14 protein-coding genes are annotated in these 16,776 nt (G+C 27.3%); 7 read left to right on the top strand and 7 right to left on the bottom strand.

The window, feature by feature from the left end; all coding sequences use genetic code 11:
- Positions 1 to 50: 50 nt before the first annotated feature.
- The 3 genes from AC5LG6_RS07425 to selD all read right to left on the bottom strand — a co-directional run bounded on the left by AC5LG6_RS07425 (position 51) and on the right by selD (position 4,665).
- A complete protein-coding gene (locus AC5LG6_RS07425) occupies positions 51 to 1,232 on the bottom strand; it encodes a cation:proton antiporter (protein ID WP_498586118.1) in 1,182 nt (393 codons plus the stop codon).
- 50 nt (positions 1,233 to 1,282) lie between these two features.
- Positions 1,283 to 3,322 carry an ATP-dependent helicase gene (locus AC5LG6_RS07420; protein WP_066155812.1) on the bottom strand — a complete coding sequence of 680 codons (2,040 nt, stop codon included), beginning with the start codon at positions 3,320 to 3,322 and terminating at the stop codon, positions 1,283 to 1,285.
- A 305-nt stretch (positions 3,323 to 3,627) separates the two neighbouring features.
- Positions 3,628 to 4,665 carry a selenide, water dikinase SelD gene (gene selD, locus AC5LG6_RS07415; protein WP_066221323.1) on the bottom strand — a complete coding sequence of 346 codons (1,038 nt, stop codon included), beginning with the start codon at positions 4,663 to 4,665 and terminating at the stop codon, positions 3,628 to 3,630.
- Positions 4,666 to 4,887: 222 nt separating this feature from the next.
- On the opposite strand from selD, the gene AC5LG6_RS07410 reads away from it, so the two are divergent.
- Genes AC5LG6_RS07410 through AC5LG6_RS07400 form a run of 3 tightly spaced genes read left to right on the top strand, consistent with a single transcriptional unit; the run spans position 4,888 to position 6,586 of the window.
- Positions 4,888 to 5,982, top strand: a complete 1,095-nt coding sequence (locus AC5LG6_RS07410; protein WP_498586117.1) for a transglutaminase-like domain-containing protein — start codon at positions 4,888 to 4,890, stop codon at positions 5,980 to 5,982.
- A complete protein-coding gene (locus AC5LG6_RS07405) occupies positions 5,979 to 6,305 on the top strand; it encodes a hypothetical protein (RefSeq protein WP_498586116.1) in 327 nt (108 codons plus the stop codon). The genes AC5LG6_RS07410 and AC5LG6_RS07405 overlap by 4 nt, the downstream gene beginning before the upstream one ends.
- Positions 6,306 to 6,307: 2 nt before the next feature.
- On the top strand, positions 6,308 to 6,586 hold the full coding sequence (locus tag AC5LG6_RS07400) for a heavy-metal-associated domain-containing protein (RefSeq protein WP_081560642.1): 279 nt from the start codon (positions 6,308 to 6,310) through the stop codon (positions 6,584 to 6,586).
- Between the two features lie 15 nt (positions 6,587 to 6,601).
- On the opposite strand, the gene AC5LG6_RS07395 is transcribed toward AC5LG6_RS07400, so the two are convergent.
- From AC5LG6_RS07395 to AC5LG6_RS07380, 4 genes are read right to left on the bottom strand one after another with little or no spacing between them, the layout of a single operon-like run.
- Complete coding sequence (locus AC5LG6_RS07395; protein WP_081560643.1) at positions 6,602 to 7,861, bottom strand: NRAMP family divalent metal transporter; 1,260 nt, start codon at positions 7,859 to 7,861, stop codon at positions 6,602 to 6,604.
- A complete protein-coding gene (locus tag AC5LG6_RS07390) occupies positions 7,854 to 8,510 on the bottom strand; it encodes a response regulator (protein WP_066155827.1) in 657 nt (218 codons plus the stop codon). Before AC5LG6_RS07390 ends, AC5LG6_RS07395 begins: the two co-directional genes overlap by 8 nt.
- Entirely contained in the window at positions 8,503 to 10,083 is a 1,581-nt protein-coding gene (locus AC5LG6_RS07385; RefSeq protein ID WP_498586115.1) for a sensor histidine kinase, read from the bottom strand. Before AC5LG6_RS07385 ends, AC5LG6_RS07390 begins: the two co-directional genes overlap by 8 nt.
- Positions 10,080 to 11,231 carry an ABC transporter substrate-binding protein gene (locus AC5LG6_RS07380; RefSeq protein WP_260879918.1) on the bottom strand — a complete coding sequence of 384 codons (1,152 nt, stop codon included), beginning with the start codon at positions 11,229 to 11,231 and terminating at the stop codon, positions 10,080 to 10,082. Before AC5LG6_RS07380 ends, AC5LG6_RS07385 begins: the two co-directional genes overlap by 4 nt.
- A gap of 145 nt (positions 11,232 to 11,376) precedes the next feature.
- Between AC5LG6_RS07380 and AC5LG6_RS07375 the strand changes: the two genes are divergently transcribed.
- The 4 genes from AC5LG6_RS07375 (at position 11,377) to AC5LG6_RS07360 (ending at position 16,767) form a co-directional block, all read left to right on the top strand.
- The gene (locus tag AC5LG6_RS07375) at positions 11,377 to 13,062 is read left to right on the top strand and encodes a 4Fe-4S binding protein (RefSeq protein WP_498586114.1); all 1,686 of its coding nucleotides are present in this window, start codon (positions 11,377 to 11,379) and stop codon (positions 13,060 to 13,062) included.
- Complete coding sequence (locus AC5LG6_RS07370; protein WP_498586113.1) at positions 13,043 to 13,639, top strand: TorD/DmsD family molecular chaperone; 597 nt, start codon at positions 13,043 to 13,045, stop codon at positions 13,637 to 13,639. The genes AC5LG6_RS07375 and AC5LG6_RS07370 overlap by 20 nt, the downstream gene beginning before the upstream one ends.
- 79 nt (positions 13,640 to 13,718) lie before the next feature.
- Positions 13,719 to 13,943: a formate dehydrogenase gene (locus AC5LG6_RS07365; RefSeq protein WP_066155840.1), complete on the top strand. Its 225-nt coding sequence runs from the start codon at positions 13,719 to 13,721 to the stop codon at positions 13,941 to 13,943.
- A gap of 25 nt (positions 13,944 to 13,968) precedes the next feature.
- Positions 13,969 to 16,767 carry a molybdopterin-dependent oxidoreductase gene (locus AC5LG6_RS07360; RefSeq protein WP_498586112.1) on the top strand — a complete coding sequence of 933 codons (2,799 nt, stop codon included), beginning with the start codon at positions 13,969 to 13,971 and terminating at the stop codon, positions 16,765 to 16,767.
- Positions 16,768 to 16,776: the final 9 nt, after the last annotated feature.

Here is a 16,776-nt window from a genome sequence, read left to right as displayed (position 1 = left end):
CATCAATAAAAATATATTATATTTTAGATTTGTTTTATTTATAAAACTATTTAAGTTTTATTTTCTATTGTTTTATTATCTAATTTAAATAACTTATATAATTTTCTAATTACTATCATTAAAATCAAGCCATCTAACATACTTGCAATAATAAAAGAGAAATACTCTTCTTGACTTATTAATCCATAATTGTATGAAATCATTGCAATTGCAACCATAAAAGTAAGTGGCATTGAATCACTTAGTGCAAAAAGTGTTGTTTGTTTTGGTTTTAAATAGTTTAAAAAAACTAGATATGAACTAATTAATCTTATTGAAATTATAGTTCCCATAATAAATATAGCATGTTTTAAAATTTCCAAAGTTACCATATCTAACTTTACTGTTGAGCCTGTGTAGATAAAGAAAATAGGTGCAAAAAAACCAAAGCCAAAAGATTCGATTTTATGTAATAACTCCTCTCTTTGCATAAAAAACATTTTAAAGAAAAGACCAGCTGTAAATGCTCCTAAAACAACATCTATTTTTAAAATAAGCATAATTGATACTAAAATTAGCAATAAAGATATTGAAAATCTTATGTCCTGATTGTGTTTATCATCTATATTATCTGGAATTAAATATTTTTTAACTTCAGGAAACCACCAAAAAAGCATATAAGAGAATCTAAGAAGTAAAATCGTACCAATTATTACACTAATAATTGTTAAAATTGATATAAAAAATCCACTACTTAAACCACTATTCTCAGTCCAACTAGTAAAAAGAGTAAGTGCTAAAATACTTACTATCTCTCCAACAACTCCAATAGAAAGAGCTAAATTTAACCACGGTTCTTCTTTTCCATACTCTTTGATTAGCATCATTAACATTCCTAATGAAAATATAGGAAGCGCTACAAAATATGTTAAACCTAAATTAAAAAACCAACAAACAGCTCCTGCAATAGAGTATAAAAGAACAAAATATAGTATTACATTTAAAGCCATGGTTGCTTTTATTATCTTTACAAGTTTGAAATTTATCTCTAAACCTGCTAAAAACATAAGGTATATAAAACCAAATTTAGCAACTAATTTTAAAGTTTCATCATCATAAATAAGTCCAATATAACCACAAAACAACCCTAAAATTATCTCAACTACAACAACTGGTGCTTTTATAAGTTTTGAAACAAGTGGTGAAATCATTATTATTGTGCAAATTGTAATAATTAAAATAATCTTTTCCATATACATCCTAAAAAAAATATTAATATTTTAAAATTTTGATATTAATACATTTATTCTTTATCTTCTATTATCATTCCAGCTTCCCTTAAAAAAGGACTAGCAACGAAGCTCATTTTTTTTAATTTATCATATTTTGCAAAAGATAGATATAAAATATCTTTTGCTCTTGTAACAGCAACATAAAAGAGTCTTCTCTCTTCTTCAAGACTTCCACCTTTACTCATAAGTTTTCTATTTGGAAATCTTCCATCCATTAAATCTATTATATAAACTTCTTTAAATTCTAACCCTTTACTAGCATGAATAGATAAAAGATTTACTCCTTCTCCTTCACTAAGCTCACTACCACCTAAAATCATTGAGTTTATAAATTTTGATAAATCAGAAAAATTTCTTGATAAATTTTTAAGCAACATAGCTTTTCTATTTATTTTTGCCAAAGATTTTGTTTTTTGTATAGAATTTACTGTACCATCTTTTTGTGTTGCTCTTTTTGTTGATAACATATCTTTTAATTTAGAGTAAATCATTGAAGAGCTAATTGATGTAACCATTGTTTCTGGATTTTTTGTTCTTTTTAATTGTTTTAAAAGAAGATATAAATCATAAATATATTTAGCTCCATCAACTCCTAGTTTTGGATGTTTTAATATTGGATTTCCTAAAAATGCTTCTTCAAAATTACAATCTTTAAATTTAGAAACAGTTCCTAGTTCGATAAAATCATCAAAAAGACCTAGCTGTTGGCTTTTTCTTTTGGTTTCATAAGGATTATTTATATCTTTATTTGGGTAGAAAAGCCCATTTAATAAATTCCCACTCCCAAGTTTTATTAAAGCATCAAAAATGTCTTTTGCAATTGCTTTTCCTATCCCTTTTCCATGTTCAACTATATGAATAAAAGCCATCATATCGTTGCTTATAACTTGTAAAACCAAAATATCTAAAATAAATTTAACTTCAACAGAATCAAAAAAGCTCATTCCACCTTTTCTTTTTGCAGGAATTCCAAACTCTCTTAAATTTGCCTCAATCCCATCTGCACTAGAGTTATTTCTATAAATTATTGCAATTTCACTGTGTTCTGTACTACTTTTTGAGATAAGTTCTGAAATATATTCATACTGTGAAAAAAGCTCATCAAAAGCTAGAAGTTTTGGAAGATGAATATTTTGTTCTCTAACAACTTCTAATTTTTTTGGATAAATTCTTTCATTGTGCTCAATAACTTTTGTTGCTAAATCTAAAATAGGTTTTGTAGATCTATAATTTTTTTTCAAAGTAAAAACATTTGCATCTGGATATCTTTTACTAAAACTAGAGATAATACCAATATCAGAACCATTAAAAGCATAAATGCTTTGATCATAATCTCCTACACAAAATAGTGATTGTGGAGAAAAAGCATCAAGCAACCTTCCTTGTAAAGGATTTGTATCTTGATATTCATCTACAAGTATCTCTTTGAAATTAAATTTCTTATCTTTCAAAACTTCAAGCATTGTTGTTAATAAATCATCGAAATTTACATATCCATACTCTTTTTTTAAATTATTAAACTCATCAATAACATCTTCATATATTAAGCTATATATCTCTTGAGTTGAATTTTTTTCTTTTAACCAGCTAGTAAAATCTTCACTATTATTTGAATTTAAGTATAAAGAGTACATGTCATATAAATATCCACCATCGTATGGATTTGCTTCATCACTTCTATCCATAAAAACTCGTTTTTCGTAAATTGATTTAAAAAGAGTTTTAAGTTCATTTGGTTGTTTTAAAGTAATATTTATCTCTAGTTCTTTTAAAAGTTTATATGATACAGAGTGGAATGTTCCAGCCATAATCTCTTTTGCTATCTGTTTTGAGAATATATTAGAAACTCTTGAAACCATCTCAGAAGCAGCTTTATTTGTAAAGGTTAAAAGCAAAATTTCATTTGGTTTTACTCCATTATTGAGTAAATGAGAAATTCTTCCTACAATTGTTGAAGTTTTACCAGTTCCTGCACTTGCAATTATAAGATTGTATCCGCTTTTACAAAGGATGGCTTCTTTTTGTTCTTGATTAAGATTTGATAGTGGCATATTTAAAGGCTTATGTATATTTTTGTATAGAATGAAATCATTTTGGAATATTATCATAAAAGGATTAAGCTAGATTGAAAAAGGTGTGAATGCAAAAAAATAAGCAAAAAAAAAGGTCGCCTAGGGGAAGCGACCTTTCTACACAAGGAAACATAAAAAAATTATCTATTTAAGAAACTTATCTTAAAAAATACTCGTATAAATTAAGTTATTCACTTAACTTATATTGAAATTATATACAGAAAAGATTAATGTAAAATTAATCGGACTAAAAATTTACAAAAATATATTAAAATTTTCTATTTTTAATCTACAATTATAGGTTTTTTACCTTTTTCTATAACTTCTCCAATAATTTTTGCGTATCCAAAACTAAAATCTTCTAGTTCTTTTATAAACTCTTTTGCATCATCTTTATTTATAGCTACTAAAAGTCCACCAGAAGTTTGGGCATCACATAAAATTGCTTTTAAAGTTGGGTCAATATCTTTTGAAAAATAAGTTTTATCTTCCATAAACTTTAAGTTTCTTTTTGAACCACCTGGTAAAACTCCATTTTTGCATAGTTCAAAAGCTTCTTTTATAAAAGGTACATCATTTGAAGATATAGAAAAACTAATATTTTCACTAACACACTCAAAAGCGTGACCTAAAAGTCCAAATCCTGTAATATCTGTACAAGAACTAACTCTATATTTTTTCATGATTTTTGAAGGTATATAGTTTAAACTAGCCATAATTTTAGCACAATGTTGTGTTAGATTTAAATCTATTAAATCTCTTTTTATAGCTGTTGTTAAAATACCCATACCAATAGGTTTTGTAAGCACTATTACATCACCAACTTTTGCACTATTGTTTCTTTTTACATCTTTTGGATGAATTATTCCTGTTACGCTCAATCCATAATACATCTCTGGTGTTTGAATAGTGTGTCCACCTAACAGTGAACCTCCACACTCTTTTATTTTTTCAAGACCACCTCTTAAAATTTCTCCTAAAGCCTCTTTTGATACATTTGTACTATCAAATCCAACTATATTTAAAGCCGTTTTAACCTCTCCACCCATTGCAAAAATATCACTTAAAGAGTTTGCTGCAGCAATTTGCCCATAAATATATGGATCATCAACTACAGGTGTTATAAAATCAACAGTTTGTACAAGAGCTAAATTTTCATCTATTTGAAAAATTCCAGCATCATCACTTGTATCAAATCCTACTAAAATTTGTTCATTTTTTTGGTTTAAATTACAAAGAGCTTGTTTTAGATCCCCCGGACCCATCTTTGCAGCACAACCAGCAGCTTGAACAAATTTTGTCAGCTTATGTTCGTTATTCATTTTTATATCTTTCTTAAAAAATTGAATTATTATACTTAAGCAAATTTAAATTTTTAGTTAAACTAAAGTAAAAAATATTTTACTATTTAAGGTTTGGTTTATTAATAATTTACTATCATAAAGTTCTAATTAGTTCACAGAGCATAGGTTATGCTTTGAAATAAATAGTGTTTATCTCTATTTTATCTCTCTAAAGAACATATAAAATAAAAGAATCATATTATGAAAAGAAGAACATTTTTAAAAACAGCTGCAACTTTTTCAGCAGTTTCAGTTTTAACTCCAAGTTTTACACTTGCAAATGAGGAAAAAAATCCATTTGGAATTACAAAAAAACCAAGAAAATTTGAAGTAAAAAATAGTTATAACTTTGAACAAAGTAAAGAGATAACTCAACTTTGGGTACCACTTCCAAAAGATGAAGATTATCAAAAAGTTGTATCATTTAAATATGATGGAAATTTTAGTGAGGCAAAAATTGTAAAAAATCCATATAATACAAGAGTTTTATATGTAAAGTGGAATGATGCAAATATTAAGCCAATTTTAGATGTTAATTTTGGAGTTGTTATGCAAGAAAGAACAACTGATTTCTCAAAAGCTACATCAAATACAAATTACCCTATTGAAGTATTGGAATTTTTAGAAGGAACAAAACATATTCCTATAACAAAAGGTTTAACAGCATATGTAAATGATATTACAAAAGATTCTAAAACACCACTTCAAAAAGCACAAGCAATTTATGACTGGACAGTTTCAACTATGTATAGAGACGAAAGTGTAATTGGTTGTGGAATTGGTGATGCACAAAAATCAATTGAAGAGAAAATTTATGGTGGAAAATGTACAGATATAAGCTCTGTATTTGTATGTTTACTAAGAAATGCAAAAATTCCAGCACGTGAGACTTTTGGAATTAGAGTAGGGCAATCAAAAATTTCAAATGCTTGTGGAAAAGCAGATGAAAAAGGATTTGCTGATATTACGGGAGCTCAACATTGTAGAGCAGAGTTTTATATAGATGGACTTGGATGGGTTCCTTGTGATCCTGCTGATGTTGCAAAGGTAAAGTTAGCTGAAAAATTACCAAACGATAGCAAAAAACTAAAAGAGGTAAAAGATTATTTCTTTGGTTCTTGGGAGATGAATTGGGTAGGATTTAATAGTGCTAGAGATTTTATTTTAGAGCCAAAACCTACACAATACCCTTTAAATATGTTAGGTTACCCTTATGCTGAAGTTGGAGAAGATGCAAAAGATTATTATAAACCAAAAACTTTTGTATATAGTTATACTTCTCAAGAGATTGTATGAAACAAAATAGTTTAGTGATAATTGGTGCAGTTTTTACTGCACTTTTATCAACTATTTGTTGTTTGCCAGCACTATTATTTCTCTTTTTTGGAGTATCAAGTGGAGTTTTGAGTTTTTTTACAACTTTAGAATATACTAGAGTTCCTTTGGCAATTTTAAGCACTATCTTCTTTATTGTTGGAATTTACAATTTTAGAAAAAATATAGCTTGTAAATGTAGTAAAAAAGAGATATATAAAAACTATGTTTTTTTTATTATATTTTTTATTTTGATATTGGGATTACTATTTTATCCTGAAATTTTACCACTTTTTATGGAGTAGATATGAGAATTTTAGTTCTATTTTTTATATTTTTTAGCTTTGCTATATCTTCACAAATATCAGTTTTTAAAGTTGAAGGAATGCATTGTCCTTTGTGTACTACAGCTGTTAAACAAGCTATTTCAAAACTTGATGGAGTTGATAAGGTTAGTGCTAGACTTAATACCAAAGAAGTAACAGTTGTTTATAATGAAAAAGTAAAAGTAGAAGATATTTTAAAAGCAATTAAAACAACCTCATACGAAGGTGTAGAAATATCTACAAAATCGAATGAAGATTAAAAAAATAGATAAATTCTACAAACCAATTAAAAATGGAAACCATCTATAAATAATAAATAAAATTAAAAATCCAAAAAGAAATATTAATCCACAAATAGACAAAATATTTAAAAACATCCCATTTTGAAGCTCTTTTGGAAGTTTTGTACTTCTTACAAGTTTATAGTTTAAAAATGCAAATATTGGTGTTGTTGTAAATGATAATATCATTGCAAAATCAAGCATAGTTCGCATAGAGCTTGCAAAATAAATTATAATTAAAAATCCAATAATAGATATAAAAATTGTCCAAACAGCAACACTTCTATTTGATGCAGATCTGTTTTTTCTAATTAATGAAAAAGCTTCTGCAACGGCTCTTCCATAACCATCAATAACTGTAATAGAAGTTCCAAACATACAAGCAAATGCTATAAAAGCTATTAGAAGTCTTGACCAATCACCAATAACAGTTGAATACATAGTTACAAGTTGATGAGAAAATGCTATTCCATCTTTAAATTCATAAGCACTTCCATGTAAAACTAAAGCTCCAAGAGCTAGAAAAAATATAGCTAAAATAGCAGTTACTATAAATCCTACATTAAAATCAAGCAAAGCATTTTTTGCATTTATATTTGTCTGTTTTATTTGATTTTTTAGCCAAATAGAACCAATGCTTGATATTTCAATAGGTGCTGGCATCCAACCTGTTAGAATAACTATAAATCCTAAACTAGCAATTGTCCAAGCAGATGGAGATATAAAATCATCAGCTAAAGCTGAATTAACATCTTTTGTTACAGCCATTACAACAGCAACTACTGTTGCAATACTAAGAGTTATCATAATTATCTTTGAAACATTATTTAAAAGATTATATTTACCAGCAATTAAAATTAATATACAAGCAAAAATTATAATAAAACTAAGAATATTAATAGTCAGTTGTATAGGAATAAAATATCCCAACAAACTTGCTGCAAACATTGAAACAGCAGCAGTATTTACAACAGCAGCAATTACAGCTAAAATTGTAAAAAGCCACAACCAACTATTTCCTAAAGAGGCATATCCCTCAATTAAGCTCTTTTTTGTAGCCATTGTATATTGTACATTTGCTAAAAAAAATGGATATTTGAAAAAATTTATTAAAAGTATAAATATAGCTAAACTCCAACCAAACAGTGCTCCAGCTTGAGTTGAAGAGACCAAATGTGAACCTCCAATAGCAGCAGTTGCCATTAAAATACCAGGACCAAATATTTTGTATATATTTTTAATTTTTTTAATCATTTAAACTCTTTTCATCAAATTGGTAAGTTTTGTGGGAAATTTTTATTAAAATATTTTTATCTGCTAAATCTTTAAATAGTTTAATCAATGTTGGTTTTGAAATAGAAAATTGTTCCATAATTTCACTGTAAGAGCCAAAAAAGTTATTATTTTCATCAAGATTATTAAAAATATATTTTATAATTTCAACCTGTTTGCTATCTGTAATTGCTCCAATTGTTTTTATGATATTACTATTCTTTTTTATCTCTTTTTCTTGGATTTTTGGCAAAATGACATCATATAAACTATTTAGAAGTTCATCAATATTTATTGGTTTTAAAAGATAGTTTTCAACCTTTAGCTTAATTGATTCTATTAAATAGTTTGTATCAGTATGTGCGGTAGTTAAAATTGCAGGTATAAGTATATCTTTGCTTTTAATATATTTTAAAAAGTTTATACCATTTTCATTTTCAAGCAAAATATCACTTATTATTACATCTACTTTTTTTTCAAGTAAAATTTTCATAGCATCAATAGTGTTTTTTACACCATAAATATTTGCTACAAAATCTTCTAAAATATCACTAGTATGTTTTAAAAGGTTCTCATCATCTTCCAAATATAAAATATTAATATTCTTTAAAATATCTAGATTTTTATTCATCTTTTTCCTTTTTTTCTTCAATAATCTCTTTATTTATTGGTATTTTTATCAAAAATGATGTTCCATCATATTTTTGATTATTTATAATAATTTCTATATTTTTACAAGAAATTTGCCCTTTTATATGTTTTTCGATAATCTGCTTTGACATATAAAGTCCAATTCCAGTTCCTGCACTTTTATATTTTGTTGTGTAATATGGTTCAAATATTTTTGGCATAATAAGTGGGGGAATTCCGCCTCCATTATCACTAATATTTACAAAAACAAAATCTTTTTTACTATTTACAATAACTCTTATTACTCTATTATCTTTAGATATATTGTTTATTAAAGCATCTTTTGAATTTGATATTATATTTAAAAAAACATGAGATAACTCATTTTCAAAGCTATATATTTTTACATTTTTTTTCACAATTAAATCTAATTTTATATTCTCTTTATTTAAAAAATATTTTGATAATTCTATTGAATTTTCTACACAATCTTTTATAAAAAAGCTATTTTTTGATTTATTTGGACTGAAAAAATTTTTAAAATCATCTAGTGTATTTGACATATTTTGTGCTAAAAGTAGTGCATCTGCAACTTTTTGTTCCACAAAATATAGTGAAAGCTTATTTAGTCTCATTTTTGTTTGAAAACTTTGGATAATCATAGATATAGAACCTAAAGGTTGTCTCCATTGATGTGCTATATTATTTAACATCTCTCCTAAGCTTGCAAATCTTGCTTGCTGAAACATAATAATATCTTTTTTCCTATTTTTTGAAACCTCTTGAGATATTTTTAATTCTAAATTTGCATTTAACTCTTTTAGCTCTTTGGTTTTATCTTCTACAATTTTTTCTTGTAAATCATGTATTCTTCTAAAATGTACAGTTATAAATAAAGATAAAATTATTGTAAATAAAACAACTAAAAAAATAGAGATAAAAGAAAAAATTGTTATAAGATGAAAGATATTATCTGTATCTCTCTTTTCATTTATTGCTAAATTTAAATCATAATTTACTAAACTCCCTAAATATATCAAAATAGCATCTATTTCAAAATTTAAATTTGTAAAGTACTCTTTATCGTTTTTCTCTTTTATATTATTTAAATAGTGCAATATTTTATTCATTTTTTCATCAACATTTTGGATATTTAAATTTTTTATTAACTCGTTTTTATAGTAGTTTTTATTTGAAAAATGTTTTTGTATATAATTTATTACAAAATCAGTTTTTGTAGAATATGAGTTATTTTTATATTCACTCCAATTTTTATCTATTATCTCATTTGCTATTTTTAAAACTTCTAAAGTTTGTTCATAGTTTAGATTGTTTTTTTCAAATTCACTTAAAGTATTTTGAATATTTATTTTATATGAATCATTTATATTTTCAAGTTTAATTAGAGTTTTTGTTCGTTTTTCAAAAAGTGTATCAAAATCATTTTTTAAAATAAAAATTGATAATTGAGATAGTATGATAATAGTAAACATTCCACCAGCAATTATAAATATTAAAAAATTTGCTTTGTATGAAAATTTTAAGTTATTAAAATAGTTGAAAACTCTTTTCATCTTATAAGCTCTTTAAAATTTCCATTTTCATACTCAAAAAGATATGTTTTATTTAGAAGTTGATTGTTTTTAAAATCTAACTCTAATTCATACAAAATATTTTTTGGTGGACTTTTTAAAGAATTAAATAGATTTTTTCTATTTAATTCTCCTAACTCTTCAATTTTTGATATTTGATTTACCAAAACCTTTGAAGCTAAGAATGCTTCAAATGATATAAATCCCAAACTGCTCTCGTTTGAATATTTTTTCATAATTTCTTGATACTCTTGTACTATTTTTAAAGATTTATCGTTGTAGTTTGGCACTATTTGAGAAAATATAAGATTTTTTGTATCTGTATTTGTTGCTTCTAGCTCTTTTACAATAGAGTTTGCATCTCCAAAAGATATATTGCAAAAGATTACATTTTTTAGAACTCCATCACTTTTTGCCTTTTTTATAAATAAAGAGTTTGCTTTATATGCGCCAATCATTACTATTACTTCTGGTTTTGATTTTTTTATTTCATTAAAAGCATGATTTATTGAAAGTGTATTTCTTTTATATGTACCTGTTGATATTAGTTCTATATTTTTGTTTTTTAAGATTTCTAATGTTGATATATATCCCTCTTCTCCATACTCATCATTTTGATAAAAAATTGCTATTTTATCTAATTTTTTTTCATCTACGATATAGTTTAAAAGATTTTCTAACTCTTGTTTATAAGAAGGTCTAAAGTTTATGATATTTTTAAGATTTTTATCTCTTAAAAATTGTGCACCTGAAAATGGTGAAAAATATACCATGCCACTATCTTCCAAAATAGGAAGAACTCTTTTATTTGTAGGTGTTCCAACTATTCCATAAAAAGCTAGAATATCATCTTTTGAAAGCTTAGTTATATTTTCATAGGTTAAATCAGGTTCATATTTATCATCAAGAACTTTTAAAACAATTTTCTTATCTTTTATCAAATTATTATCATTTGCATAGTTAAAATAACTATTTGTAGTTGTAAAAACAGCATCTCCCCAAGCTTTCAAACCAGAACTTTGTGGCATAGATGAAGCTATTAATATCTCATCTTGCTGCTTAGTTTTTTCAATAGAAATCATAAATATTAAAATAATAATAAGTGTAACAAATAAAACTTTTTTAATCATTCATAAGTTTACATTATTTGTGTTTAAAACTCTCAGTTTAATTGTAATAATATATTCTTTAATATATAGAAATTCAGGTTTATTTAACTTCTTTAAATATAAAATATGGTAAAATATTTTTTACTAAAAACTAAGGGCATAGGTTATGCAAGAGTATATATACTATAATAAAAACGGGTTGGATTTCCCTTTAAATGAAAAGATCCAAGTAGCTACTAGTTTAGATGATATTAAAGAGAAAAGTTTTTTAATATCAAACTCAAAAGATGTGAACTCTGAATTTATTGCTTCTGAGATAGATTTTTATATTAAAAATTCACAAGATGATTTATCAAAAAAGATTCAAAATGTTTTAAAACTGTATGATATAAATGCTACAAGATTTGACTTTGCACAAGATATTCCACAAAGTTTGGAAATATCTAATACTTTAATGATAATTTATGACAATTTAGAAGAGTTTAATAGTTTCTCTAAAAATTTAGTGAAAGAGGAGTTTGAACTTTATAAAGTTGAATCAAAACTTATAAAAAAGATAAAAAACTCTATTGGAAATTTTGAAGTAGTTGTTGATGGTGGAAACAAAGATATTGTTTTAAAAACATCACAAATAGTTTGGTTTAATGAAAATTTAGAGAAAAAAAGAGCGGGTGTTTATGACCCAAATATTTTAGGTGTTGATAATACTTTAGATATTGTAAGAAAAAATTTAGTTACTTTTTCTTTCAAAAAAACTATAACTTATGATAAATCAATTTGTCAGTATCATGAAAGAAAAGATGAGATATGCTCAAAATGTTCTGATGTTTGTCCTACAAATGCTATTACAAAAGATGAACAAAATAGAAGATTAGTTTTTTCTTTAGTTGATTGTATTACATGTGGAGAGTGTGTGAGTGTTTGTCCAAGTGGCTCTTTAAATAGCGCTAATACTTCAAGAGACTCTTTATACGAAATATCTCTATTTTATAAAGATACAAAACCTTTAATAATATCTTCAAAAGCAAATATTGAAAATATAAAGGTGGATTTAAAAGAGGATGTTTTACCACTTTGTATTATTGGAGATATTTTTGATGAAACTATGCTTTTAACTTATCTTCAAGTAAGTGGTTCTTCTTTGATATATTTTTCAGGTGATATATCAAAAGGAACATTAGAGAGTATTAGAATCGTAAATGAGATATATTTGAAAAAATATGGGAAAATAGCTGTTTATTTAGTATCAAATGAAGAAGAGTTGAATGATGCCTTACAAAAACAGGAGTTTATAGAGAACTCTTACTATAACTTTAATCAAAATGATATGAAAAAAAGAGAAGTTTTTTCTCAAAGGCTTCAAAAAATTGTTGGAAATGATGATTTAGGAGTTGTTAAAACAGGTCCAAATATTCATTATGGAAGAGTATTGGTAAATGAAGCAAATTGTACGCTTTGTTTATCTTGTGTTGGAGCTTGTAATGTTGATGCTTTATTTGCAAACGAATCAGATTTTACATTAAGAGTAAATCCATCTTTATGTACAGCTTGTGGATATTGTGAAGCTGTATGTCCAGAAACTGACTGTTTAACTATAGTTTATGATGAAATGGAGCTGAATCCAATTTGGTTTAAAGAGACTATTTTAGCACAAGATAAACTTTTTGCTTGCGTTGAGTGTGGAGTTGAATTTGCAACTACAAAAGCAATAGAAAAAATTGCTTCTAAAATGGAACCAATATTTGCAAAACAAAGTCCTGCAAAAGTTAGAAGCTTATATTGTTGTTCAAATTGTAAACCAAAAGTTATGATAATTGAGGAGTTAAATAATAATGCAAAATATTCAAATTAATCAAGCTAGACTTTTTGTTTATAATCTTCTATCTCTATTTTTTGTTGAAGAGTACACGAAAACAAAACAGGAAGAGATTTTAAAAAATCTTGAGATATTAAGTGAAAACTCATTTAGTCCAGTTGTAGAAGAATCAGCTAAAAATATTATAAAAATCATTTCACAAAGAGGAAAAGAAGAAATTTTTAGACAATATCAAAATCTATTTTTAATTCCATTCGGAGAGTTTATTCCCCTTTCTATCTCATGGTATCATGAGCAAAGAGAAGGTGGGGTAATGCAATTAAAAGTAAAAGATATTCTTGGAAAAACAAAAATAAGAAGAGATGAAAATTCATTTACAGCACAAGAAGACCATTTTGGTTTTACCTTTACTTTAAGTGCTTATTTACTTGAAAAACAGTTAAATAATGAGATAAAAGAGGATTTACAAAAAGAACTTTTTGTTGAAGTTTTAAATCCGTATTTAGATAAATTGTTTTATAAGTTAATGTCTACAAAGTCAGATATTTATTCTAATGTTGGGTTTATTTTAGAGAGTTTTTATGGCTTTGAAAAGGGTTATTTAGAGCTTTAGTTTTTTTATAAAAGTCGCTCTAAAAACTTATTAGAGTTTTTAGAGGGGCTTTTACCCTGAATTAAAGAAAGGAGTTATCATGGCAGATGAATTAGCACAAAGAAGACAATTTATCAAAAGAGCTGGTATAGCTGCTACTGTTTTAGCTGGAAGTGTGGTTGCAACAGCAGCAACATCTCCTAATCAAGATAGAGGAGCAAATAGCAACAACGGTAACGGTGTAGTTGTGGGAAGATCAACTAAAAAAGAGATTTTATATAAAAAATCAGCAGCTTGGGAAGAATTTTATAGAGCTGCAAACTAGTATAAAAATTTAAAAGGAGGATAGTATGGGAGCAAATAGCTTTGGTAGAAGAACATTTCTTAAAATGGCTTCACTAGCGACTGCTATAACTACTACATCTGCTTTTGCAAGTACAAATAAAGTTTTAAGAGATGCAACAGAGGAAGAGGTTAGAAATCCATTTCCTGGTTCAAAACTTATAAAATCTATTTGTACGCATTGCTCAGTAGGTTGTGGAGTAGTTGCTGAAGTTCATAATGGTGTTTGGGTTAGACAAGAGGTAGCTCAAGATCACCCAATTAGTAGAGGAGGACACTGTTGTAAAGGTGCTGATATGATTGATAAAATCAGATCAACAAATAGATTACAGTATCCAATAGAAAAAGTTGCTGGAAAATGGAATAGAGTATCATGGGATGATGCTATGACAAAAGTAACTAATAAATTAATGGAACTAAGAGAACAATTTGGACCAGATTCAGTTATGTTCTTAGGTTCAGCAAAAACTAGTAATGAGCAAGGATATTATATTAAAAAATTTGTTTCAATGTTTGGAACAAATAATATAGATCACCAAGCTAGAATTTGACATAGTCCAACAGTTGCCGGTGTGGCAAATACATTTGGATATGGAGCTATGACAAATCACTTAGGAGATATGCATAATTCTAAAGCTATTATTATAATTGGAGCTAATCCAGCTGACAATCATCCAGTTGCTATGCAACATATTTTGAAAGCTAGAGAACAAAATGGTGCAAAAATCATTGTTGTTGACCCTAGATTTACAAAAACTGCTGCTAAATCAGATTTATACTGTCGAATAAGAACAGGAACTGATGTTGCATTTTTATATGGAATGATTAGATTAATCAAAGAAAATAAATGGTATGACGAAAAATATTTAAATGATAGAGTTTATGGAGTTCAAGAAATCTTTAATGAGTGTGAACAATATACTCCTGAGCATGTTGAAAATATTACAGGATTACCAAAAGAAGATTTAATTCAAGCTGCAACACTACTAGCTAGTGCAGATCCTGGATGTTTAATTTGGAATCAAGGATGGACTCAACATACTGTTGGTTCTTCTAATACAAGACTTGGTTCAATTATGCAATTAATATTAGGAAATGTAGGAAAACCAGGTGGTGGATGTAATATTCTAAGAGGACATGACAATGTTCAAGGTGGAACAGATGTTGGATGTTTATCTGATACATTACCAGGATATTATGGTTTAGCTGAAGGTTCTTGGAAATATTTTGCAAAACAATGGAAAGTTGATTACGAGTGGTTAAAAGGAAGATTTAAATCTAAAGAGCTAATGGAAGCGAAAGGTAACTCTCTTTCACTATTTGCAGATGGTGTAATTCATGAAGAAAATGCAAAATATAATGGTGGAAGTACAATCAAAGCTTTAGTTTGTATTGGAAATGGTATTTCAACTGTAACTGATGTAAAAAGAATTAAAGAGGCTTTAGACAAGTTAGAATTAGTTGTATTTATTGATCCTTATGTAAATGATGCTGCTGTTATTACAACAAGAACAGATAATCTATTCTTATTGCCAGCTGCTTCACAAGTAGAGACTTCGGGAACTGTTGTAAACACAGGAAGAAGTGTTCAATGGAGAAGTAAAGTTGTTGAACCTTTATATGAAGCTAGAGTTGACCATGAAATTTTATTTGATTTTGCAAAAAGAATGGGATTCTATAATGAATTAGTTGCAGGAATGGGTAAAGGAGATAATTTCCAATGGCCAGAAGATGCAACAAATGAAATTGCAAGAGCATTAAAAACAATTGGTATGACAGGTGTTACTGCTGAAAGAATTAAAAAACAACAAGAGAATTGGCATCTGTTTAATACTACAACACTTCAAGGAACAGGAGAGTTTAGTAAAGAGTATTATGGTTTACCTTGGCCATGTTGGACAACAACACACCCTGGAAGCCCAGTATTATATAACACTACTTTACCAGTATCTCAAGGTGGTATGGGGTTTAGAGCAAACTTTGGTTTAGAAAAAGATGGAGTGAGTTTACTTGCTGCTGATGGAAGTTATCCAAAAGGTTCTAAAGTAAAAGGTGGTTATGCAGAAATTACTGGTGCAAATATCGAAGCATTAGCTGGAATTACTTTAACTGAAGAAGAGAAAAAGTTAGTTGAAGGTAAGAACTGGAAAAATGATGATAGTGGAATTTTAGTTAAGTATGCACTTGCTGCTGGACTTGTACCTTATGGAAATGCAAGAGCTATGACTATTGTTCCTTCTTTTGCTGATCCAATTCCAAAACATAGAGAACCTTTACACTCATTTAGACCTGATTTAGTTGAAAAATATCCATCTATTAAAGATAAGACTAATCACTTTAGAGTTGATGTTAGATATGAATCTGAGCAGAAAAAACAAGTTTGGGTAAATGATTTCCCAATTAATATTGTTTCAGGAAGAGTTGTTGAGCATATGGGAACAGGAACAGAAACAAGAGCTAGTAAATATTTAGCTGAGTTAAGCCCTGAAATGTATGGAGAGTTACATCCAAATACTGCATCAAAATTAGGTGTTAAGCATGGTCAAATGATGTGGGTTCATGGAACAACTGGTAGAAAGATTAAGATTAAATGTAAAGTTAGTCTAAGAGTAGCTGAAAATAATGTATTCTTACCACAAAACTTTTCTGGATGGTGGAGTGGAGAAGATTTAACACATAGATACCCAGATAAAACAGCTCCATATGCAATGGGTGAAAACTCAACACAAGTAACTAGTTATGGTTTTGATCAGCAAACAGCTTGTCCAGAAACAAAATGTTCACTTGTTAGAATAGAAAAAGCGTAAAGGAAGTAA

The sequence above is a fragment of the Arcobacter thermotolerans genome (assembly GCF_983172305.1).
The sequence above is the reverse complement of the archived record's forward strand: the minus strand, read 5'-3'. Positions and strand labels throughout refer to the sequence as shown.